The organism is Paenibacillus glucanolyticus NBRC 15330 (assembly GCF_004000885.1).
Taxonomy (GTDB): Bacteria; Bacillota; Bacilli; order Paenibacillales; family Paenibacillaceae; genus Paenibacillus_AQ; species Paenibacillus_AQ glucanolyticus.
Genome location: NZ_BIMC01000020.1, coordinates 65,154 through 84,626, shown reverse-complemented (window position 1 = coordinate 84,626; position 19,473 = coordinate 65,154). Strand labels below are relative to the sequence as shown.

Below are 19,473 nucleotides of genomic sequence, written 5' to 3'. Positions count from 1 at the left end.
CAAGATGGTTGACTGACGAGCGGAGAGTCCTCTTGGCTCCGGTTTCTAAAAACTGCCCTTCATCGACAAAAAAAGTCTGTAATCGGCCCACAGGTTTAGACAGACTTTGAATTCTATTCTTTTTATACTAGTAACATCTCCCATTGCCCAGAAAACAACAGAAGCATAACGGAAGTGGATTTTTCGACTAGGCAGGTGAACAACCTGGTTGTTTATATTGATCTCATATTTTTGGCAAACCTCGTCATTGACGGCATATTGCTGGCGTTAACCGCCTGGATGCGCAGGGTCAAGCCAAGATGGTGGAGGCTAGTGTTATCTTCCGTGGTAGGCGCACTGTATGTTGTCATGATGTTTGTCCCGCAATTGTCGTTTTTGTACACCTTTCTCATTAAGTTTGGACTTTCATTGATTATGCTCTGGATTGCTTTTGGATTTGCAAGCTTGCAGAGTTACCTTCGTCATTTGGGAGCTTTTTATATGGTGAATTTTGCCGCAGCCGGAGGTATTATCGGATTTCATTATCTGGTGCAAAATTCGGGAGAATTGTTCAGTGGGATATGGTATACGACATCGGGAGGGCTATCCTTTGAATTGAAGGTGGGATTCTGGTTTGCATGCATTACCTTTTTTGTAGTTGTATTCGCATTTAAGGCGGTTCAGACCACGAAACGTAAAACCGAGAACCGTGAAACCCTGTTAGGTGATGTCTCCGTATGGATTGGCAGCACCAAAATTTCCTGTGTGGGTTTGCTCGATACAGGAAACCAATTAAGCGATCCCTTGACGCGCACGCCCGTTATGGTGATGGAAGCAGCGCTATGGGAAGCTTATCTGCCCCAGGGCTGGAGCAAACAGCTGATGGAGGGGGAACCGGACAAATTAATTATGGGGCTGGGGGCAGAGGAATTTGACTGGCAGGACCGTCTGCGGTTAGTTCCGTACCGCGGTGTCAACCGGGGGGCCGCATTCATGCTTGCCCTAAAGCCCGACATGGTACGGATTGAACTGGGAGGACTGGAATACGTATCATCCAAAGTGTTGATTGGTCTTGATGGCGGAACGCTGTCCGGCGACAGGGCATACCGGGCCATTATCCATCCGGCTTTGACGGAGGGAGAGGGCACGCCCAAGTCTCATGCAGGTATTGCTCAGGAGGAAGCTTTACAACAGAATACCGAATCTAGCCTTGTTGAATCTGGTGAGGCGAAGACTGCGGGATAACGATGATAAAGCTATTTTCATAGTCTTCGAATCGTGTAATCTATATGGAATGCTGATGTAATCTTTGAAACTCTTATGGAAAGTTATCATGCCAAGCGAGGAAAACCGTGACTACACTTACGAAGTTATGTTGTCCCTTCGGGAAAACGTTTAGGAGGATACGAGATGCCCGTTAAATGGAGATTAGCATTGCAGCTGCAGTATTACCGCGTACTTTTTTTACTAGGCCTGAAGAGTCAGGAAATCTACTACATCGGAGGAAGTGAGGCGCTTCCGCCTCCGCTTACGAAAGAAGAAGAGGAGTTCTTGCTCAAGAAGCTGCCTTCCGGCGATGCAGCCACCCGCGCTATGCTGATCGAACGTAACCTGCGTCTGGTTGTGTACATTGCCCGCAAATTCGAGAACACCGGCATTAACATCGAGGATTTGGTATCGATTGGTGCGATCGGACTGATTAAAGCGGTGAATACTTTTGACCCGGAGAAAAAAATCAAGCTGGCTACATATGCCTCGCGCTGTATTGAAAATGAAATACTGATGTACCTGCGGCGGAATAACAAAACGCGAAGCGAGGTTTCTTTTGATGAACCGCTGAACATCGATTGGGATGGCAACGAATTGCTCTTATCCGATGTGCTGGGCACCGAGAATGACACCATCTACCGTAACATTGAAGAACAGGTGGACCGGAAACTCCTGCAAAAAGCGCTTGATAAATTAAGCGACAGGGAACGCATGATTATGGAGCTTCGTTTCGGGCTTCAGGACGGGGAAGAAAAGACGCAAAAAGACGTGGCAGACCTGCTTGGAATCTCACAATCCTACATTTCCCGATTGGAGAAGAGAATTATTAAACGACTCCGCAAAGAATTCAACAAGATGGTGTAACTGGAAAACCCAAGGAATAAAATAACCCCCCTCGGAGATAATGTACAGTAATGTTTCTCCTTGGGAGGTTAGTCATCATGACGCGAAACAAAGTTGAAATTTGTGGTGTGGATACGTCAAAACTGCCGGTTCTGACGAATGTGGAAATGAGGGAGCTGTTCCATAATCTGCAGCAGAACAATGAACGATCAGCTCGAGAAAAACTGGTGAATGGCAACCTGAGACTGGTCCTCAGCGTCATCCAGAGGTTTAATAATCGGGGGGAGTTTGTTGATGATCTGTTTCAGGTAGGGTGCATTGGATTGATGAAAGCCATCGACAATTTTGATTTGTCGCAAAATGTTAAATTTTCCACTTATGCCGTACCGATGATTATCGGAGAAATACGTCGATACTTAAGGGACAATAACCCGATTCGCGTCTCGCGATCCCTGCGTGATATTGCTTACAAGGCACTTCAGGTCCGGGATCAGCTGACAAATGCGAACTCGCGCGAACCGACGATTTTTGAAATTTCTGAAGCGCTGAATGTGCCCAAGGAAGATGTTGTTTTTGCACTCGATGCTATTCAAGATCCCGTGTCCTTGTTTGAGCCGATTTATCATGATGGGGGAGATCCGATTTATGTGATGGATCAAATCAGTGATGATAAGAACAAAGATGTATCCTGGATTGAAGAAATCGCACTCCGGGAAGCGATGCACAAGCTCGGACAACGTGAAAAAATGATTTTATCCATGCGGTTTTATGAAGGCAAGACCCAGATGGAAGTTGCTGATGAAATCGGCATCTCCCAAGCTCAGGTGTCCCGTCTGGAGAAGTCAGCGATCAAGCAAATGCAGAAGCATGTCAAAACTTAGGAAGACCAGCCATCAAACGAAAAGACAACGATCCCATTCAAGGGGTCGTTTTTTTAATTTAAGTAAGTTATTTTACTCATGCGGCTCATATACTGAACAGAGGGTATTTATGTAAACGGCATGCCCGATCCTCAAATACATCTAAGGTGTGAATGCTCATGATACCTGAAAATCAAATGGTGGGGAAAAAGATGAAAATTTCCGATTTTCAAACGAAGGATGTTATTAATATCATTGATGGCAAGCGGCTGGGACAGATCAGTGATCTGGAACTCGACTTGCGGCAGGGCCGAATTGAAGCGATTGTTGTGCCAAGTTACGGAAAGTTTATGGGGCTGTTTGGCGGCGGGAGTGATCTGATCATCCCCTGGCGGAATATCGTGAAGATTGGTTCGGATGTAGTGCTTGTCAAGATGGAGGAGCTGCGAAGAATGCCGGAAGATCAGGAGCCGGTGGAATATCTGGATCGCCCGGATCGCCATGATCGGCGCAGCTTCTGACAAGCCGCCAATCGGTTGATGTGTCTCCAGCGTATGTTTTCTGTTACACTGGGATAGAGGTGAAATGTTCATGGAACCGTTTGTGAGTCAGGAGAAGCAGACACCGAGTCTGTTCGTGCTGGAAAAATGGGGAAGGGAAACGGAGGCTGCTGCGATTTCAGCCGGTTTCACAGGCCGGCAAGGAGGCGTTAGCCGGGTACCATATGACAGTCTGAACTTGGCCTTTCATGTCGGAGATGAACCGGGTGACATTGTAGAGAACCGGAAATTAACCGCTGCGTCCCTTGGGTTTTCACTGGAGGACTGGACCTGTGGTGAACAGGTGCATGGCGTTCAGATTGGTGTCGTTCATGAAGAGGACAGAGGCAGAGGAAGCTTGGATCGGACCTCGGCCTTTCAAAATACAGACGGACTTGTGACCCATGTCCCCGGCGTGCTGCTGACTTCCTTCTATGCGGATTGCGTGCCATTGTATTTTTGGGACCCCGTTTCGGGTGCTGTCGGTTTGGCCCATGCCGGCTGGAAGGGGACGGTAGGCCGTATTGCTGAAGAAATGGTCGCCAAGATGGCCCTGGAGTATGGCAGCATGCCGCAGAATATTCGTACAGCCATCGGTCCGTCGATAGGCGAGTGCTGCTATGAGGTGGATGATCGGGTTATGGATCGTGTCCGTGATATTGGATTCGGGGGGCTTACGCCAGAGGAAGCTGCAAAATCAGCCCTGTATATCGACAAGGGACGCGGAAAATACATGCTGAACTTGAAAGAAATAAACAGACACATTATGATTAAAGCAGGAATATTGGCGGAACATATCGAATGTACTTCATGGTGTACAAGCTGCAATCACGATCTGTTCTTCTCCTACCGCAAGGATGGAGGGACAACGGGTCGTATGGCAAGTTGGATCGGGATGAGAAAGAGGTGAGTCGTCCCTTGAGTTTGATGGAACGTATCGATCAGGTGGAACAGCGAATAACGGAGGCTTGCGCAAGAAGCGGCAGGGACCGGAATGAAGTGAATATGATTGCGGTCACTAAATATGTCTCCTTGGATAAAACAGCTGCGGTACTGGATCAGGGACTTCGGCATATCGGCGAGAACCGCTGGCAGGACGCCCAGGAGAAGTGGAACGCCCTTGGAGACCGGGGAACGTGGCATTTCATCGGGCACCTGCAGACCAACAAGGTCAGGGATGTCATTGATAAATTTCAATATATTCATTCACTTGACCGCTTGTCCTTAGCCCATGAGCTGGAGAAGAGGGCTGCAGCGCTGAACCTTCAGGTATCCGCCTTTATGCAAGTTAATATCTCGGGCGAGGAATCCAAGTACGGATTGGCTCCTGAGAAAGCAGCCGAGTTCTTGAAGGAAATCAACAGTCTTTCACACGTAAAGGTAACCGGACTCATGACCATGGCTCCATATGAATCGTCAGCGGAGCAGACGCGTCCTGTATTTCGTGGTTTAAGACAACTAAGAGATGAGCTGAATGAGCAGGCGCTGACATTGGCGCCGTTGACTGAATTGTCCATGGGTATGTCCAATGACTTTGAAGTTGCCATAGAAGAAGGGGCGACCTGGGTGCGTCTCGGCTCAATTTTAGTAGGTAAAGAGGAGGATTGACGATGGGCGTGATGAACCGGTTTATGAATTTCTTGGGACTGCAAGAGGAAGAAGAAGTTGTGGAACGCGAGGTTCTTGCCTCGCAGGACGAGCCGGTGGAGGCAACCCCGTTTGATCATCGGAAAAATCAAAAAAATGCAAATATCGTCAGCATTCATTCACAGAAGAACGTTAAGGTTGTATTAGTGGAGCCGCGTTCATATGATGAAGCACAGGAGATTGCAGATCATCTGCGCTCATTCCGAACGGTTGTCGTTAATCTGCAGCGCGTACGCAATGATCAGGCGCTGCGCATTATCGATTTTCTCAGCGGAACGGTATATGCGCTTAGTGGCGGAATCTCCAAGGTAGGCGGGAATATCTTCCTATGCACACCGGATACCGTCGAGATTCAAGGTTCCATCTCCGAGATTTTAGCAGACGAGCATGAATATAACAGAATGAGGTGATCTAGGCTTTGAGCAGCGAAATTTATAGCATTGTTGGAACCCTGTTCCAAATTTATTTTTACATGATCCTGGTCTACGTTTTAATGTCTTGGCTCCCGAATGTGAGAGAAAGCTTTGTCGGGGAGCTGCTTGGCAAGTTAGTTGAGCCGTATTTGGCTCCATTCCGCCGGTTTATCCCGCCGATTATGGGCATGATCGATATTTCTCCGATTGTCGCGTTGTTCGTTCTGCAGCTGGCACAACGGGGCGTGTATGCTATCCTCGGATATCTACTGTAGCAGGTGAATAAGCATGAAACTGGACATCTATGATCATTTTCACAGGGACGAACGTGAATTTGTGGACCGGGCTTGGGAATGGGTTGTCAATGCCGGACAGTATCATGAAGCGAAGCTGACGGATTTCCTGGACCCTCGTCAGAGATTCATTCTGGAGTCGCTCGTGAATCGTCACCCCGATGTGCATGCCCTGTTTCAGGGTGGACATGCTGATGCAGAGCGCGTTCGGGCATTGATTGCACCGGATTATCGGGATCTTGAGGGCGAGGATTTGAAGATGAAAGTGCTCAGCATATCTTCCGGGGATCAGAAGTTTCTGGAGCTCGACCATGGTGACTACATGGGTTCGATTCTGGGTCTTGGCATCAAGAGATCCAAGATCGGTGATATTCATGTGCTTGAGGACGGCTGCCATACGGTGGTTGCCGAGGACATCAGTTCGTTCCTGCATCTGAATCTCAGTCAAGTTCACAGGGTGCACGTGATGACGGAACTGCTGCCGCTGGACAAGCTTCAGGTCACGCATACGAATTTCGATACGATGGATATTACCGCATCTTCCATGAGACTCGACGGGATAGCCAGTGACGCATACCGGATCAGCCGGACGAAAATCGTGGTACCGATCAAGGCGGGCCGATGCCGTGTGAACTGGAAAGTGGAAGAGGATCCTTCAACGAATTTAAAAGAAGGCGATGTTGTCTCCATCCAAGGCTTTGGAAGGTTTAAAGTACTGGAGACAGGCGGCCTGACGAAAAAAGGGCGGTACCGTATCAAGGTTGGGAAATATGCCTGACCTTTGAAGGAATTGCCGTTTTTTTGTCGAAACAATACAAGGTACATTAATAATTACAATGGATTTGCCGATAAATCAGAATGACCGCTATTGTCTTCATGGACGGGTGGTTTGGCTACTACAGCGGATGAACCGTCTTGTAAGGCCCATATATTTAGGAGGTGCACACCATGCCATTGACACCGCTTGATATACATAACAAGGAATTTGCCCGTCGAATTCGGGGTTATGATGAGGACGAGGTCAACGAGTTTTTGGACCAGATTATTAAAGATTACGAAAGTGTGATCCGGGAAAATAAGGAGCTGGGAAACCAGCTGTTGACGATGCAGGAAAGATTGGATCATTTTTCAAATATTGAGGAAACCTTATCCAAGACGATCATTGTCGCTCAAGAAGCGGCGGATGAGCTGAAACACAACGCGAAGAAGGAAGCTCAGCTGATCGTGAAGGAATCCGAGAAGAATGCAGACCGTATTATCAATGATGCGCTGAGCAAATCCCGCAAAATTGCGCTTGAGGTTGAAGAGTTGAAGAAGCAGGCATCCATCTACCGTACCCGTTTCCGCTCCTTGGTTGAGGCGCAATTGGAGCTCTTGAAGCAAGAAGGCTGGGAGACGCTGGAGAGCCGTGAAGCAAGTCTTGAGCCTAAAGAGGTATACTAGGCGGGTATCCGGTTGACTTTTTCCCGGAAAGAGTCTATAACTAATAACATATTGTTGATTCATATTCGAATTCGTTGATGGGAATAGTACGCGAAGGATCTGTCCCTCAGAGAGCCGGCGGTTGCTGAAAGTCCGGCGTTCAGACCAAGCAGAAGATCATCCCGGAGAAGTGAAGCTGAAGCGTTTAACCGCGTGTGTAAGCTAAACCGTCTGCCGAACGTTACATCGGACCTTGTCTTGTAGTGAAGACATGGACTTAAGGTGTCGTTATGGATAGTCTTCTAGCGGAAGTCTGTTCAGCGAAATTAGGGTGGTAACGCGAGAACAGGTTCTCGTCCCTTTGGGGATGAGGCCTTTTTTTATTTTCACAGAACATTACGAATCAGGGCGAAAGGACGATTGGCATGAACAGAGTAGACGTCAAAGAGAAGGCGCGGGCAAGAGAGCTGCGCATCTTGAACAAATGGAACGAGGAGAACACGTTCAAGAAATCGATCGAAAGCCGGGCCGGCAAGCCGAATTATGTATTCTATGAAGGGCCTCCAACGGCGAACGGTGCGCCGCATATCGGTCACGTGCTTGGCCGGGTCATTAAAGATTTTGTTGGCCGTTATCAGACGATGAAAGGTTACCATGTCGTTCGGAAAGCGGGCTGGGATACGCACGGACTGCCGGTTGAACTTGGCGTGGAGAAGCAGCTTGGTATCTCCGGCAAGCAGGAAATCGAGAATTACGGCGTGGAAGCCTTTATCAAGAAATGTAAATCAAGTGTGTTTGAATACGAGCATAAATGGCGTGAGCTGACCGAAGCGATTGCTTATTGGACCGATCTGGATCATCCCTACATCACGCTGGAGAATGATTATATTGAGAGTGTATGGAACATCTTGGCGACAATCCATGACAAAGGTCTCCTGTACCGCGGTCATCGTGTAAGCCCGTATTGCCCGTGCTGTCAGACGACACTCAGTTCTCATGAAGTAGCCCAGGGCTACGAGGATGTTAAAGACCTGAGTGCAACTGCCAAATTCAAGCTGCACGATAGCGGAGAATACGTACTGGCATGGACGACCACGCCTTGGACACTTCCATCCCACGTGGCGTTAGCTGTAAATCCGGATATGGATTATGCGCGCGTAGAGCAGGAGGACGGCATCTACATCGTCGCTAAAAATCTGGTAGAGGATGTCATGAAGGGCGAGTTTACCGTTCTATCTACGTTGAAAGGTTCTGAGCTGGTTGGTAAAACCTATGATTCTCCATTTACCTTCGTACAAGCGGAGAAAAAAAATATAGTCGTTGGCGCCTCCTTTGTTACGGATGCAAGCGGTACGGGCATTGTGCATATGGCTCCTGCTCACGGTGAGGATGACTATCGGGTATGCCGCGAGAATGGCATCAGCTTTGTAAGTGTGGTCAATGGCCAAGGCCGATACACCGATGAAGTGACAGACTTTGCCGGACGTTTCGTCAAAGATTGCGATCTGGATATCGTGAAGTCGTTGTCTGAAAAAGGTCTTCTGTACAGCAAAGAGAAGTATGAGCACAGCTACCCGTTCTGCTGGCGCTGTAAATCCCCGCTGCTCTATTATGCAATGGAGAGCTGGTTCATCGAGACGACAGCCGTTAAGGATCAATTGATTGCGAACAACAATGGGGTAACCTGGTATCCGGGCCACGTGCGTGATGGCCGCTTCGGCAAGTTCCTGGAAGATTTGGTTGATTGGAATATCAGCCGGAACCGCTATTGGGGAACGCCGCTGAACGTATGGGTCTGCGACACGTGCGAAGGACAATATGCCCCGCACAGCATTGCTGATCTTCGTGCCAACGCGGTTGGCGAGATTGCGGAGGATCTGGAACTTCACAAGCCTTACGTGGATGAAGTGAAAGTGAAATGCCCGCATTGCGAAGGTGGCGTGATGGAACGCACCTCTGAGGTGATCGACGTATGGTTTGACAGCGGATCGATGCCTTTTGCACAATATCATTATCCGTTCGAGGACAAGGAGAAATTCGAACAGCAGTATCCTGCCGATATGATCTGCGAAGGAATTGACCAGACACGTGGATGGTTCTACAGCCTGCTGGCCGTATCCACTTTGTTCACGGGTAAAGCTCCTTACAAAGCGGTCATGGCCACAGGTCATATCCTGGATGAGAATGGACAGAAGATGTCCAAATCCAAAGGGAATGTCATTGATCCTTGGGATATCATCGAAGAGTACGGTACGGATGCCTTCCGCTGGGCGCTGCTGGCTGACAGTGCGCCATGGAACAGCAAGCGGTTCTCCAAAGGGATCGTTGGCGAGGCGAAATCCAAAGTGGTGGATACGCTGGTAAACACTCATGCATTCCTGACGCTGTACGCCGGTATTGACGGCTATGATCCGAAGGAGCATGAATTCAAGGGATCGGACCATAAGCTGGACCGCTGGATTCTCTCCCGCCTGAACAGCTTGATTCAAGTAGTTGATAAAGGGCTGGCTGTGAATGATTTCCTGAATGCAGCCAAAGCCATCGAAGCCTATGTGGATGAGCTGAGCAACTGGTACATTCGTCGTTCGCGCGACCGATTCTGGGGCAGCGGGCTCAGCGAAGATAAGCTGGCTGCGTATGGAACGCTGACGCATGTGCTGCTCACCCTCTCGAAGCTTATGGCTCCATTTACGCCGATGCTGTCCGAAGATATCTTTGTCAACCTGGGCGGCGGCGAGAGCGTGCATCTGGCCGATTTCCCGCAAGCAGACGAAGCGCTGATCGACAAGGCGCTGGAGCAGGACATGGAGACGGCAAGACAGATTGTGGAGCTTGCGCGCAACGTCCGCAACGAGACCGGAATCAAGACGCGTCAGCCGCTGTCCGAGCTGATTGTGTCCATGGACCGTGAATTTGATCTTTCCGGATACGAAGACATTATCAAGGATGAGATCAACGTAAAAGCAATCGAGGTTGAGACCAGCGACAGCGGCTTCGTAGATTTCACGCTGAAGATGAATCTCAAGGTTGCCGGTAAGAAATACGGTAAGAATATCGGTTTCCTGCAAGGGTTCTTGAAGGGGATGAGCAGTGACGACACTCGCAAAGCGGTTCAAACGGGCGGTGTGAATGTCACTTCACCGGAAGGTGAGGAGCTGCAGATTACTGCTGACGAGCTTCTGGTGGAGAAGAAAGCGAAGGAGGGCTTTGCATCCGCTTCGGGTTATGGGTTAACCGTTGCGCTCAATACCGATATCACCCCAGAGCTGGAGCAGGAAGGCTGGGTTCGTGAAGTCGTGCGTGCCGTACAGGATACACGCAAGAAACTGGATCTGCCGATTGAGAAGCGGGTCAACCTGACTCTTGACACGGATGATGAGCTTAGAGGCGCTATTACCGCTTTTGAAGAGGTTCTGCGCGAGAATGTGCTCGTGAACGATCTGCAATTTGGACAAAGTGAAGGCATGGAGCGGGTTGAGCTTGGCGGCAAAACGATCGGTATCCATATCGCCTGAAAGATAGATTGGATTTAATACCAATGCCCCTATTCATGGGGCGTTGGTTTTTTTTCATATTTAAGTTGAGGCAGGGTTCTTCAGCGGTTTAGGTTCTATACGAATGAGATTCTACCAATAGATACATAATAATCAGCGAATCGTGGTTTCGTATCCAGGCAGAGATTGGGGCTAAAGGGGCGTTGAAATATGGCGGAGAAGTCGGATGAAGCGGAGTTAACAGAAGAGAAGAAGGTGTTGGATGAAGATAAGGATCAACTGAGTGCGATACACCGAATGACCACGGACATTGCACAACAGCTGGAGAAGTCCCGGATTGCGGAATACACTCAGCTGTTGAACCGGCCCTGGAAGCTGATATGGACGAATCTGCTGGCTGGCACAGCCCGCGGCGTGGGGATTGCGATTGGTTTTACCTTTTTTGCAGCCACCATCATCTACGTTCTTCAGGCGCTGGGCGCACTGAATTTGCCGATTATCGGTGATTATATTGCAGACATTGTGCGTATTGTTCAGCGTCAGCTGGAGTTGACATAACAAGGAATTTTGCAAGTATGTACAAGGGGCCGGCAGCTGCCCTAATCGCAGTCATACCGCCCACCCGGAACTATTAGTTAGCTGAAGGATTCATCATCGGGGTCCCCGTTGGGATCAAGGAGGTAACTTCCTTCGCCCCGATTCAGGTAATCAACGTACTGGGGACTACGCACGATAAAGACCTCGGAACCATCGATATTGGTTGCAACGAAATTTTCATATACCTCAACAAAACCGCCATGATCATCGCCATTCTCGATATCCATCTCGTTATAACTGTCAATGTCGTTTCCTTCCGCCATAGCAGGTGTGTTGGAGGTGCCCCAGCTTTCGACGATCTGCCAAGCGTCCTCGCCATCAAAAGCGGAATACTCATGTTCATCCATGCTGGATTTACCAAAAGCGGGCGCCAGCACCTCTTCCTCAATCGGACGATTGTAGGACAGGTTTTCACGCGGAGTGTCTTTTACGCAATATTGCGTATCAGGCAGTGCTTCCAGCCGTTCATATGGAATGGGCTGGCCGCAGGTCAGACAAACACCGTAGCGTCCGTGATGGATGGCTTCCAGTGAGAAAATGACACGTTGCAGTTCAAGATCTACCCTGTCCTGGAGGGCGAGGTCTTTTTCCCGCTCATAGAGCTCTGTAGCCAGATCACCGGGGTGATTATCGATATGTGATAACTCGCCGGTTGAATCTCTCTCGGACTCGCCGAGCCCATGCTGGTCGTTATAGATCATGCGCCGTTCAAGCTCAACTTTTTGATCCATCAGCTTCTGTTGCAGAATATCGAGTTGCTCCTGAGTTAAATGCGACATGTCAGGCTCCTTTCATGGTCCGAAGTTGACCTTCTGATTCATATGTATAGAGTGCACCTATCGTGTCGGTTTTACTGACGGAAAATGTTCTCGCCAATGGACAGGAATGGACGATTTCTGAGCCGCTGTGCTACAATAAGACGAGTTATGTACCGATCAGCGAAGGTGAACGTTTGGTTGGAGAAGACAAGAACGGAGTGACATAAACAAGTGGTATATTATTTGATTGCATTTGTTTTATTTCTTATTGATCAGGGCACCAAGTACTTGATTGCCACAAACCTGGAGCTTTATGAGCAGATTCCGGTAATCGGTGATTTCTTCCTGATCACATCGAGCCGAAATCGGGGAGCCGCGTTTGGCATACTGCAGGATCAATTATGGTTCTTCATTGTTGTGACGCTTATCGTGGTGGCGGGTATCATCTGGTACTTGCAAAAGGTAGTGAAGGAAGGACGCAGATTATTGCCTACAGCACTTGCGCTTGTTCTTGGCGGGGCTTTGGGGAACTTCATCGATCGCCTGGTAATGGGAGAGGTTGTGGATTTCCTGCAGTTCAATTTCGGCAGCTACACATTCCCGATATTTAATATTGCTGATTCCTGTATTGTGATCGGTGTGGCGTTAATTATATTGGATACGCTTCTGGACGGAAGACGCGAGAAGATGAAGACAACAAGTGGAGTTTCGGGTACAGAAGGGAATGAATGATGTTGCAAGACGGAATGGATATGGATGCGGACTTTAACGATGGAACGGTACAGGGCCAGGAGCTTTATGAGTGGACCGTAGATGCTGATTCCTCCAAGACCCGTTTAGATAAATACATAACGGAGAGCCTAGGAGAAGAAGTTTCGCGCTCCCAGGTGCAGTTGTGGATTACAGATGGACATGTTAAGGTCAACGAGGGACCTGTAAAATCCAATTATAAGGTGAGTCTGGGTGATCATATTGTGCTGAGTGTACCTCAGCCATCGGTAGTTGAGATTATTCCGGAGGACATCCCGCTTGAAATTGCTTTTGAAGATCGGGACGTGATTGTGGTAAATAAACCGAGAGGGATGGTGGTTCACCCGGCACCGGGGCACTCGTCCGGAACGCTTGTGAATGCGCTGATGTTTCACTGCAAGGACTTGTCAGGCATTAACGGGGAGCTTCGGCCTGGCATCGTTCATCGAATTGACAAGGATACAACCGGTTTAATTATGGCAGCCAAGAACGATAAAGCTCATGCTTCTCTGGCCGCTCAATTGAAGGACCATAGCGTGAACCGTCGTTATTTGGCTCTTGTACATGGAAATATCAGTCATGATCAAGGAACGATTGATGCACCTATCGGCAGGGATGCGCAGGATCGTAAATTATATACGGTGACGGACCGAAACAGCAAGCATGCAGTTACTCATTTTACCGTGGTGGAACGGTTCGGAGACTATAGTCTTCTCGAGCTGAAGCTGGAGACAGGACGAACGCATCAAATCCGCGTGCATATGAAGTATATCGGCCATCCGCTTGTGGGTGATCCCGTATACGGCAAGAGCAAGGGAATCAAACTGAACGGGCAGGCGCTTCATGCAGCCGTTTTAGGTTTTGTCCATCCTTCAAGCGGACAGTACATGGAGTTTTCTGCACCGATGCCGAAGGATATGGAGGAATTGCTGGCTATCCTAAGGGGCCGCTAGCGGTTCCTTTTTTCTTGCGTTTGAATTGTCGGGTATGTTATAGTGACGATAACTTTAATGAAGGAGGTGAGCAGGATGAATATCGAGATGGTAAACAACCGTATTAGCCAGCTGCCTGTATCTATGGCTGGCATTGTTCATGCATTTCTCTACAGCGGGAGAGGTCTGTCCAATTTCAATTATATGGTTGTACCATCGCGAGAAGTCACCTGCCTGCCTGCACGGATTAAGCCCTAATTAAGGCTTACTATTCTTAAGGGTCCACGGAGCTTGCTCTGTGGGCCCTTTTTGCATTTGCAGCGCCTGGTTCTTCTCCAGCTAACAGGCATTCGAACAGTACGGATGAAATTTGTTCGGAGCATACAGGAGGAAACCTAATATGAATATGATTAATGTACAAAAACTTACTCAATACCACGGCGCCAATCTGGTGCTGGACCAGATATCATTTGAAATACAAGAAGGCGAGAAGGTTGCTCTCATCGGAAGCAACGGAAGCGGAAAGTCAACGCTGATGCGTCTTCTTGCTGGTCATGACAAGCCAACCGAAGGACAATTGGCGATAAAGAAGAATGCGAAAATCGGATATTTGGAGCAAATTCCGAGCAATATGGATGCCTGGACGGTGATGGATGTTCTGTCACAAGGTTTGAGTCATCTGGCGGACTACCGAACGGAGATGACAGAGCTTGAGAAGAAAATGAGTGATGTTGAGATCGCTGCGGATGCAGTGCAATTAGATCGTGTACTCCGCCGCTATTCAGCTCTTCAGGAGCGGTTTGAGATCGAGGGCGGTTATGAACTGGAGGCCAGCATCGATAGGATTGCTTCAGGGCTTCAAATCTCCAAGCGTGAGTACGGGCTTACCTTCGGCTCGTTGTCTGGCGGAGAACAAACTCGGGTGATGCTGGCATCACAGCTGATCGTACAGCCGGAATTGCTGCTGCTTGATGAACCGACCAATCATCTGGATTTGGCACGTACCGAATGGCTGGAGGGTTTTCTGCGCGACTATCCGGGAACCTGCGTCATTATCTCCCATGACCGATATTTTCTCGATCGGGTGGTGTCCAAAACGATTGAGATCGAGGATGGGGAAGTTTTCACAGCCAGAGGCGGTTACACCGCATTTATGAGAGATAAGGAGGAACGGTTGCTCCAACAGTTTGCGGAGTATCAAGAGCAGCAGAAAGTGATCAAAAAGATGAAAGAATCGATCAAGCAGCTGGAGGAATTCGGACGCATCGGCGGCAATGAGAAATTTTTCAAACGGGCGGCATCCATGCGCAGGGCGCTGGAACGGATGGAACAGGTCAAGAGGCCTGTATTGGAACGGAGGCAAGCTGATTTTGATCTCAATCCGCAGGATCGTTCGGGCCGCCGTGTGGCATACTTCGAACAAGTTGAGGTTGCTTACGGAGATCAGAGGGTGCTGAGAGGGGCATCCGGCTTGCTAGAGTATGGTGAGAAGATTGTGCTCATGGGCTCAAACGGCAGCGGTAAAACAACGCTCTTCAAGGTGCTGATGGGAGAGCTGATGCCGGATTCCGGAACGCTGGAATGGGGTTCCAGGGTGGATGTGGGCTACTTGGCACAACAAGAAGAGCCGGAGAATCCGAAGGAATCCGTGCTTCAATATTTCCGTGGGAAGGCCGGGGTTGAGGAAGGCGAAGCTCGCGGGATTCTCGCAAGGTATCTGTTCTATGGAGCGGCTGTCTTCAGAACGGTCGGGCAGCTGTCGGGCGGTGAATGGACACGATTAAGGTTAGCGCTGCTTATATACCAGAAACCGAATCTGCTTCTTCTGGATGAACCAACCAACCATTTGGATATTGCCTCACGCGAAGCGCTGGAGGATGCATTGCGAGATTATGCGGGGACCGTACTTGCCATCTCTCATGACCGGTATTTTGTCAATCAGCTGTCTCATAAAGTATGGAATTTGGAACAAGGCAAGCTTATCGTTTACTTGGGAAATTATGATGATTTTCGAGCCAAGAAGGATCAGTTGGCTGCAGCGTCACTTGCAAGAGAGCTTCCAGGCGGAAGAGATGACATTGCCTTGCCGAAGATAGCGCAGCAGAAAGCGAAGGAGAAGACCAGCGCTCAACCTGCGCAACATTCAAACCGAATAAAAGAGAATCCATCTTCTGCCGAACGGAGCCATTGGCTGGAGGAGGAGATCGACCGTTTGGAGAGACTCATTCAACAGCTTGATGGATGGCTTGAGACAGAGGGTCCGATGGTTGACGGAACGGATGCAGCGCTTCTGGAACAGCGCTGGAATGAGCGTGAGTCGCTGGCTGCGAATCGTGACGAGCTCCTGGCGGAATGGCTGGAATTGTCTTAAGCTGGATTTTGCTGATGAGGCTTAAGTCTATGACATACGATCAAGCTGAAAAAGTACAAATCATTTGATATATAATGCATGGCTCCTGCCGAGATTTTACGGCATATTTATGGATGAATATCATTGCAAGAGTAGGAGATGAATACAAATCATGAGTATTGACAAATATCAGGAAACGTACATTCAGCAAAACTTTGCTAACCGTATCGGCGGTGCCAACTATGGCAAAGATACAGCCATTTATAAATTTGAGAAAATCAAGAGAGCGAAGGCAGCTGCGAAGCAGGAGCATCCGAACACGGAGCTTATCGATATGGGTGTTGGCGAGCCGGACGAGATGGCGGACGCAGGCATCGTGGCGAAACTCGCTGAGGAAGCCTCCAAGCGGGAAAACCGGGGATATGCGGATAACGGAATTCCTGAGTTTAAGGAAGCGGCTGTTCGCTACTTGAAGAATGTGTTTGGCGTCGAAGGAATCGATGCGGCTACAGAAGTACTGCACTCCATTGGTTCCAAACCTGCACTGGCTATGCTGCCATCCTGCTTCATTAACCCGGGGGATGTAACCATTATGACGGTTCCGGGATATCCCGTGCTTGGCACGCACACCAAGTATTTGGGCGGCGAAGTATACAATGTGGAATTGAAAAAAGAAAACGCGTTTTTGCCGGATCTCAGTTCCATTCCTGAAGACATTGCACGCCGTGCAAAACTGCTCTACCTGAACTATCCGAACAACCCGACGGGTGCCAGCGCAACCGTTGAGTTTTTCTCCGAGGTTGTGGAATGGGCTCGCAAGTACGGAGTTGTCGTCGTCCACGATGCTCCATATGCAGCGCTCACCTACGATGGCTTGAAGCCGCTCAGCTTCCTCTCCGTACCTGGCGCGAAGGATGTTGGCGTGGAGCTTCACTCCTTGTCCAAATCCTACAACATGACAGGTTGGCGCATCGGCTTCATCGCCGGCAATCCGCTTGTGGTCAAAGCCTTTGGCGATGTGAAGGACAACAACGACTCCGGTCAATTCATAGCCATTCAAAAGGCAGCAGCATACGGCTTGGACAATCCGCAAATTACCGAGAAGATTGCAGAGAAGTATTCGCGTCGTCACAATATGCTGGTGGACGTGCTGAATGAACTTGGCTTTACAGCCGAGAAACCGAAAGGCTCCTTCTTCCTGTATGTGGAGGCTCCAAAAGGAGTTAAAGGCGGCCGCCGCTTTGAGTCCGGAGAGGACTTCTCCCAATATCTGATCCGCGAGAAACTGATCTCTACGGTGCCTTGGGATGATGCAGGACATTTCGTTCGCTTCTCCGTGACCTTCATTGCTGACGGTGAGGAAGAAGAGAAACGGGTGATTTCCGAAATTCGCAGCAGACTTAGCGATGTGGAATTCGAATTTTAATAGCGTAATAAACTCTGTTCGGAACGCGACAACTTTCGACATGATCGAGGTTGACATCTCCTGTGGGGTCTGTCATAATGAGATCAATCGAATAGCACCTTTAAATCAGTCCCGTGAGGCTGGCAAGGTAACGTGAACCGAGGTTCATTAACAGGAGGCATAGCTCTGTCTGCGGATAGATGCTGCGCTTTCCACACTATCTCTATGAGATCAACTCCTTGTCCAAGCCGGGCAAGGAGTTTTTTTTGTGTGTAAGAAACCCACGGATCGTCAGGAACTGGAAAGGGCTAATCAAACGTGTTGAAGGAGGACTTAAGGATGAGCAATGAACAGCATGTGATTATGGACGAGACGGCCATCCGCCGCGCGCTAACGAGAATTGCCCATGAAATATTGGAAAAGAATAAAGGGATTGAAGATTGTGTACTGGTCGGCATCCGTACACGCGGGGTGTTTCTGGCTCAGAGAATCGCCGAGCGAATGAACGAGATTGAAGGTACGCCGATTCCTTGGGGAGAGATTGATGTGACCTCCTACCGGGATGACCGGGATAGTAAGGAAGCCACCGCAGAGCGGGTGGAAGGAGCAAAGCTCAGTCTGGAGCACCTGAACATCCATGATAAGAAAGTGATTTTGTTCGATGATGTGCTGTACACCGGACGAACCATTCGGGCGGCGATGGATGCCCTGATGGATTGCGGGCGGCCAAGAATGATACAGCTTGCGGTTCTCGCAGATCGCGGCCATCGCGAACTCCCGATCCGGCCGGATTATATCGGAAAGAACGTTCCTACCTCTAAACAAGAGGAAATTACGGTGGCATTAACCGAAATCGACGGCAAGGATGAAGTGACCATTAGCCAAAGAGAGGAACGATAATCATGACAACAGCCATTTCAGTGAAAGAACGCAGCCTCTTAGGATTGAAGGATATTAGCAGAGACGAGATTGGATCGATCTTGAATCGGGCGGCATATTGGGAAGCGCAGTCCGACAAAGTGGTACCGGTACTCAAATCAAAATTTGCGGTTAATATGTTCTTCGAGAACAGCACCAGAACGAGATTTTCTTTTGAAATGGCTGAGAAAAGACTCGGCGCCGAGGTGATGAACTTTGCAGCGGCAGCCTCAAGTGTAGAGAAGGGCGAGTCGATCTACGATACCGTGCGGACCTTGGAATCGATGGGGATTGACGCAGGTGTCATCCGCTTGAAACCTTCAGGAGTGCTTCAAGAACTGGCAGAACGGGTGTCGATTCCACTGGTGAATGCAGGAGATGGCAACAATGAGCATCCAACGCAGGCACTGCTTGACCTATATACAATGAAGAAAAGTTTCGGAGAGCTTAAAGGATTAACGGTGTCTATCATCGGAGATATCAAACACAGCAGGGTGGCGCGTTCGGACTTGTGGGCGCTGCAGAAATTCGGAGCGCATGTGCAGTTCTGCGCACCGGAAACGATGCAGGCACCAGAGCTTGCCCAGTATGCACCTTATGTATCGATGGAGACGGCGCTGAAGGCTGATGTGGTTATGATGCTGAGGGTTCAGCTGGAGCGTCATAACGCAGGAGTATTCAAATCCAGCGCGGAATACCGGGAGCAGTACGGTCTTACGGAAGAACGGGCAGCGAGGCTGTCAGGGCACACGATGATTATGCATCCGGCACCCGTGAACCGGAACGTTGAAATTGATGACACGGTTGTGGAAAGTCCCAGATCGATGATATTCAATCAGATGGCGAACGGAGTGCCGATTCGCATGGCGGTCATGGAACGGGCGATGAAGGGTTAACCTGAAGCACGAATATGGATGAATAATATTAATAATTATACACAAACATGAATTTTTATTATACAATATACAAAGAAGCGAACGGTGCTTCTGCTGCGGAGGGGAACC

At 49.2% G+C, this 19,473-nt stretch carries 21 protein-coding genes and 1 other annotated feature; of the genes, 20 read left to right on the top strand and 1 reads right to left on the bottom strand.

Annotation, left to right across the window (positions count from 1 at the left end):
* The first annotated feature begins 204 nt into the window (after positions 1-204).
* The 12 genes from spoIIGA (at position 205) to PGL02S_RS22865 (ending at position 11,317) form a co-directional block, all read left to right on the top strand.
* A complete protein-coding gene (spoIIGA, locus tag PGL02S_RS22920; protein WP_235187320.1) occupies positions 205-1,224 on the top strand; it encodes a sigma-E processing peptidase SpoIIGA in 1,020 nt (339 codons plus the stop codon).
* Between the two features lie 165 nt (positions 1,225-1,389).
* On the top strand, positions 1,390-2,112 hold the full coding sequence (gene sigE, locus PGL02S_RS22915; RefSeq protein WP_006209086.1) for an RNA polymerase sporulation sigma factor SigE: 723 nt from the start codon (positions 1,390-1,392) through the stop codon (positions 2,110-2,112).
* A gap of 77 nt (positions 2,113-2,189) precedes the next feature.
* Entirely contained in the window at positions 2,190-2,972 is a 783-nt protein-coding gene (sigG, locus tag PGL02S_RS22910) for an RNA polymerase sporulation sigma factor SigG (protein WP_006209087.1), read from the top strand.
* A 191-nt stretch (positions 2,973-3,163) separates the two neighbouring features.
* Positions 3,164-3,472: a YlmC/YmxH family sporulation protein gene (locus PGL02S_RS22905; protein WP_100086481.1), complete on the top strand. Its 309-nt coding sequence runs from the start codon at positions 3,164-3,166 to the stop codon at positions 3,470-3,472.
* Between the two features lie 70 nt (positions 3,473-3,542).
* A complete protein-coding gene (gene pgeF, locus PGL02S_RS22900; protein WP_036637899.1) occupies positions 3,543-4,400 on the top strand; it encodes a peptidoglycan editing factor PgeF in 858 nt (285 codons plus the stop codon).
* 8 nt (positions 4,401-4,408) lie between these two features.
* Complete coding sequence (locus tag PGL02S_RS22895) at positions 4,409-5,098, top strand: YggS family pyridoxal phosphate-dependent enzyme (RefSeq protein ID WP_036637901.1); 690 nt, start codon at positions 4,409-4,411, stop codon at positions 5,096-5,098.
* 2 nt (positions 5,099-5,100) lie between these two features.
* Positions 5,101-5,547 (top strand): cell division protein SepF, encoded by a 447-nt coding sequence (locus PGL02S_RS22890; RefSeq protein WP_036637904.1) that lies wholly within the window; start codon positions 5,101-5,103, stop codon positions 5,545-5,547.
* A gap of 8 nt (positions 5,548-5,555) precedes the next feature.
* Positions 5,556-5,825 (top strand): YggT family protein, encoded by a 270-nt coding sequence (locus PGL02S_RS22885; protein ID WP_006209093.1) that lies wholly within the window; start codon positions 5,556-5,558, stop codon positions 5,823-5,825.
* 13 nt (positions 5,826-5,838) lie between these two features.
* Positions 5,839-6,621 (top strand): YlmH family RNA-binding protein, encoded by a 783-nt coding sequence (locus tag PGL02S_RS22880; protein ID WP_006209094.1) that lies wholly within the window; start codon positions 5,839-5,841, stop codon positions 6,619-6,621.
* 170 nt (positions 6,622-6,791) lie between these two features.
* On the top strand, positions 6,792-7,286 hold the full coding sequence (locus PGL02S_RS22875) for a DivIVA domain-containing protein (protein WP_036637907.1): 495 nt from the start codon (positions 6,792-6,794) through the stop codon (positions 7,284-7,286).
* A 65-nt stretch (positions 7,287-7,351) separates the two neighbouring features.
* Positions 7,352-7,629: a binding site (T-box leader), on the top strand.
* A 61-nt stretch (positions 7,630-7,690) separates the two neighbouring features.
* Positions 7,691-10,780 carry an isoleucine--tRNA ligase gene (ileS, locus tag PGL02S_RS22870; RefSeq protein WP_036637909.1) on the top strand — a complete coding sequence of 1,030 codons (3,090 nt, stop codon included), beginning with the start codon at positions 7,691-7,693 and terminating at the stop codon, positions 10,778-10,780.
* Between the two features lie 189 nt (positions 10,781-10,969).
* Positions 10,970-11,317: a DUF5665 domain-containing protein gene (locus tag PGL02S_RS22865; protein ID WP_006209095.1), complete on the top strand. Its 348-nt coding sequence runs from the start codon at positions 10,970-10,972 to the stop codon at positions 11,315-11,317.
* A gap of 77 nt (positions 11,318-11,394) precedes the next feature.
* On the opposite strand, the gene PGL02S_RS22860 is transcribed toward PGL02S_RS22865, so the two are convergent.
* Complete coding sequence (locus PGL02S_RS22860) at positions 11,395-12,135, bottom strand: TraR/DksA C4-type zinc finger protein (protein ID WP_006209096.1); 741 nt, start codon at positions 12,133-12,135, stop codon at positions 11,395-11,397.
* A 62-nt stretch (positions 12,136-12,197) separates the two neighbouring features.
* Here PGL02S_RS22860 and PGL02S_RS28380 point away from each other — a divergent pair, with 62 nt between their 5' ends.
* The 8 genes from PGL02S_RS28380 (at position 12,198) to PGL02S_RS22830 (ending at position 19,365) form a co-directional block, all read left to right on the top strand.
* Positions 12,198-12,341, top strand: a complete 144-nt coding sequence (locus PGL02S_RS28380) for a hypothetical protein (RefSeq protein ID WP_006209097.1) — start codon at positions 12,198-12,200, stop codon at positions 12,339-12,341.
* Between the two features lie 4 nt (positions 12,342-12,345).
* Positions 12,346-12,846, top strand: coding sequence for a signal peptidase II (gene lspA / locus PGL02S_RS22855; protein ID WP_006209098.1), 501 nt, complete (start codon positions 12,346-12,348; stop codon positions 12,844-12,846).
* On the top strand, positions 12,846-13,817 hold the full coding sequence (locus PGL02S_RS22850; RefSeq protein WP_036637911.1) for an RluA family pseudouridine synthase: 972 nt from the start codon (positions 12,846-12,848) through the stop codon (positions 13,815-13,817). Before lspA ends, PGL02S_RS22850 begins: the two co-directional genes overlap by 1 nt.
* A 75-nt stretch (positions 13,818-13,892) precedes the next feature.
* Entirely contained in the window at positions 13,893-14,054 is a 162-nt protein-coding gene (locus PGL02S_RS28375) for a hypothetical protein (RefSeq protein ID WP_164481450.1), read from the top strand.
* Positions 14,055-14,196: 142 nt separating this feature from the next.
* Positions 14,197-16,167: a ribosomal protection-like ABC-F family protein gene (abc-f, locus tag PGL02S_RS22845; RefSeq protein WP_036637914.1), complete on the top strand. Its 1,971-nt coding sequence runs from the start codon at positions 14,197-14,199 to the stop codon at positions 16,165-16,167.
* Between the two features lie 151 nt (positions 16,168-16,318).
* Positions 16,319-17,572, top strand: a complete 1,254-nt coding sequence (locus tag PGL02S_RS22840) for an LL-diaminopimelate aminotransferase (RefSeq protein ID WP_036637917.1) — start codon at positions 16,319-16,321, stop codon at positions 17,570-17,572.
* Positions 17,573-17,890: 318 nt separating this feature from the next.
* Positions 17,891-18,451: a bifunctional pyr operon transcriptional regulator/uracil phosphoribosyltransferase PyrR gene (pyrR, locus tag PGL02S_RS22835; RefSeq protein WP_036637919.1), complete on the top strand. Its 561-nt coding sequence runs from the start codon at positions 17,891-17,893 to the stop codon at positions 18,449-18,451.
* Positions 18,451-19,365, top strand: a complete 915-nt coding sequence (locus PGL02S_RS22830; RefSeq protein WP_269148277.1) for an aspartate carbamoyltransferase catalytic subunit — start codon at positions 18,451-18,453, stop codon at positions 19,363-19,365. The genes pyrR and PGL02S_RS22830 overlap by 1 nt, the downstream gene beginning before the upstream one ends.
* The last annotated feature ends 108 nt before the right edge of the window (positions 19,366-19,473 follow it).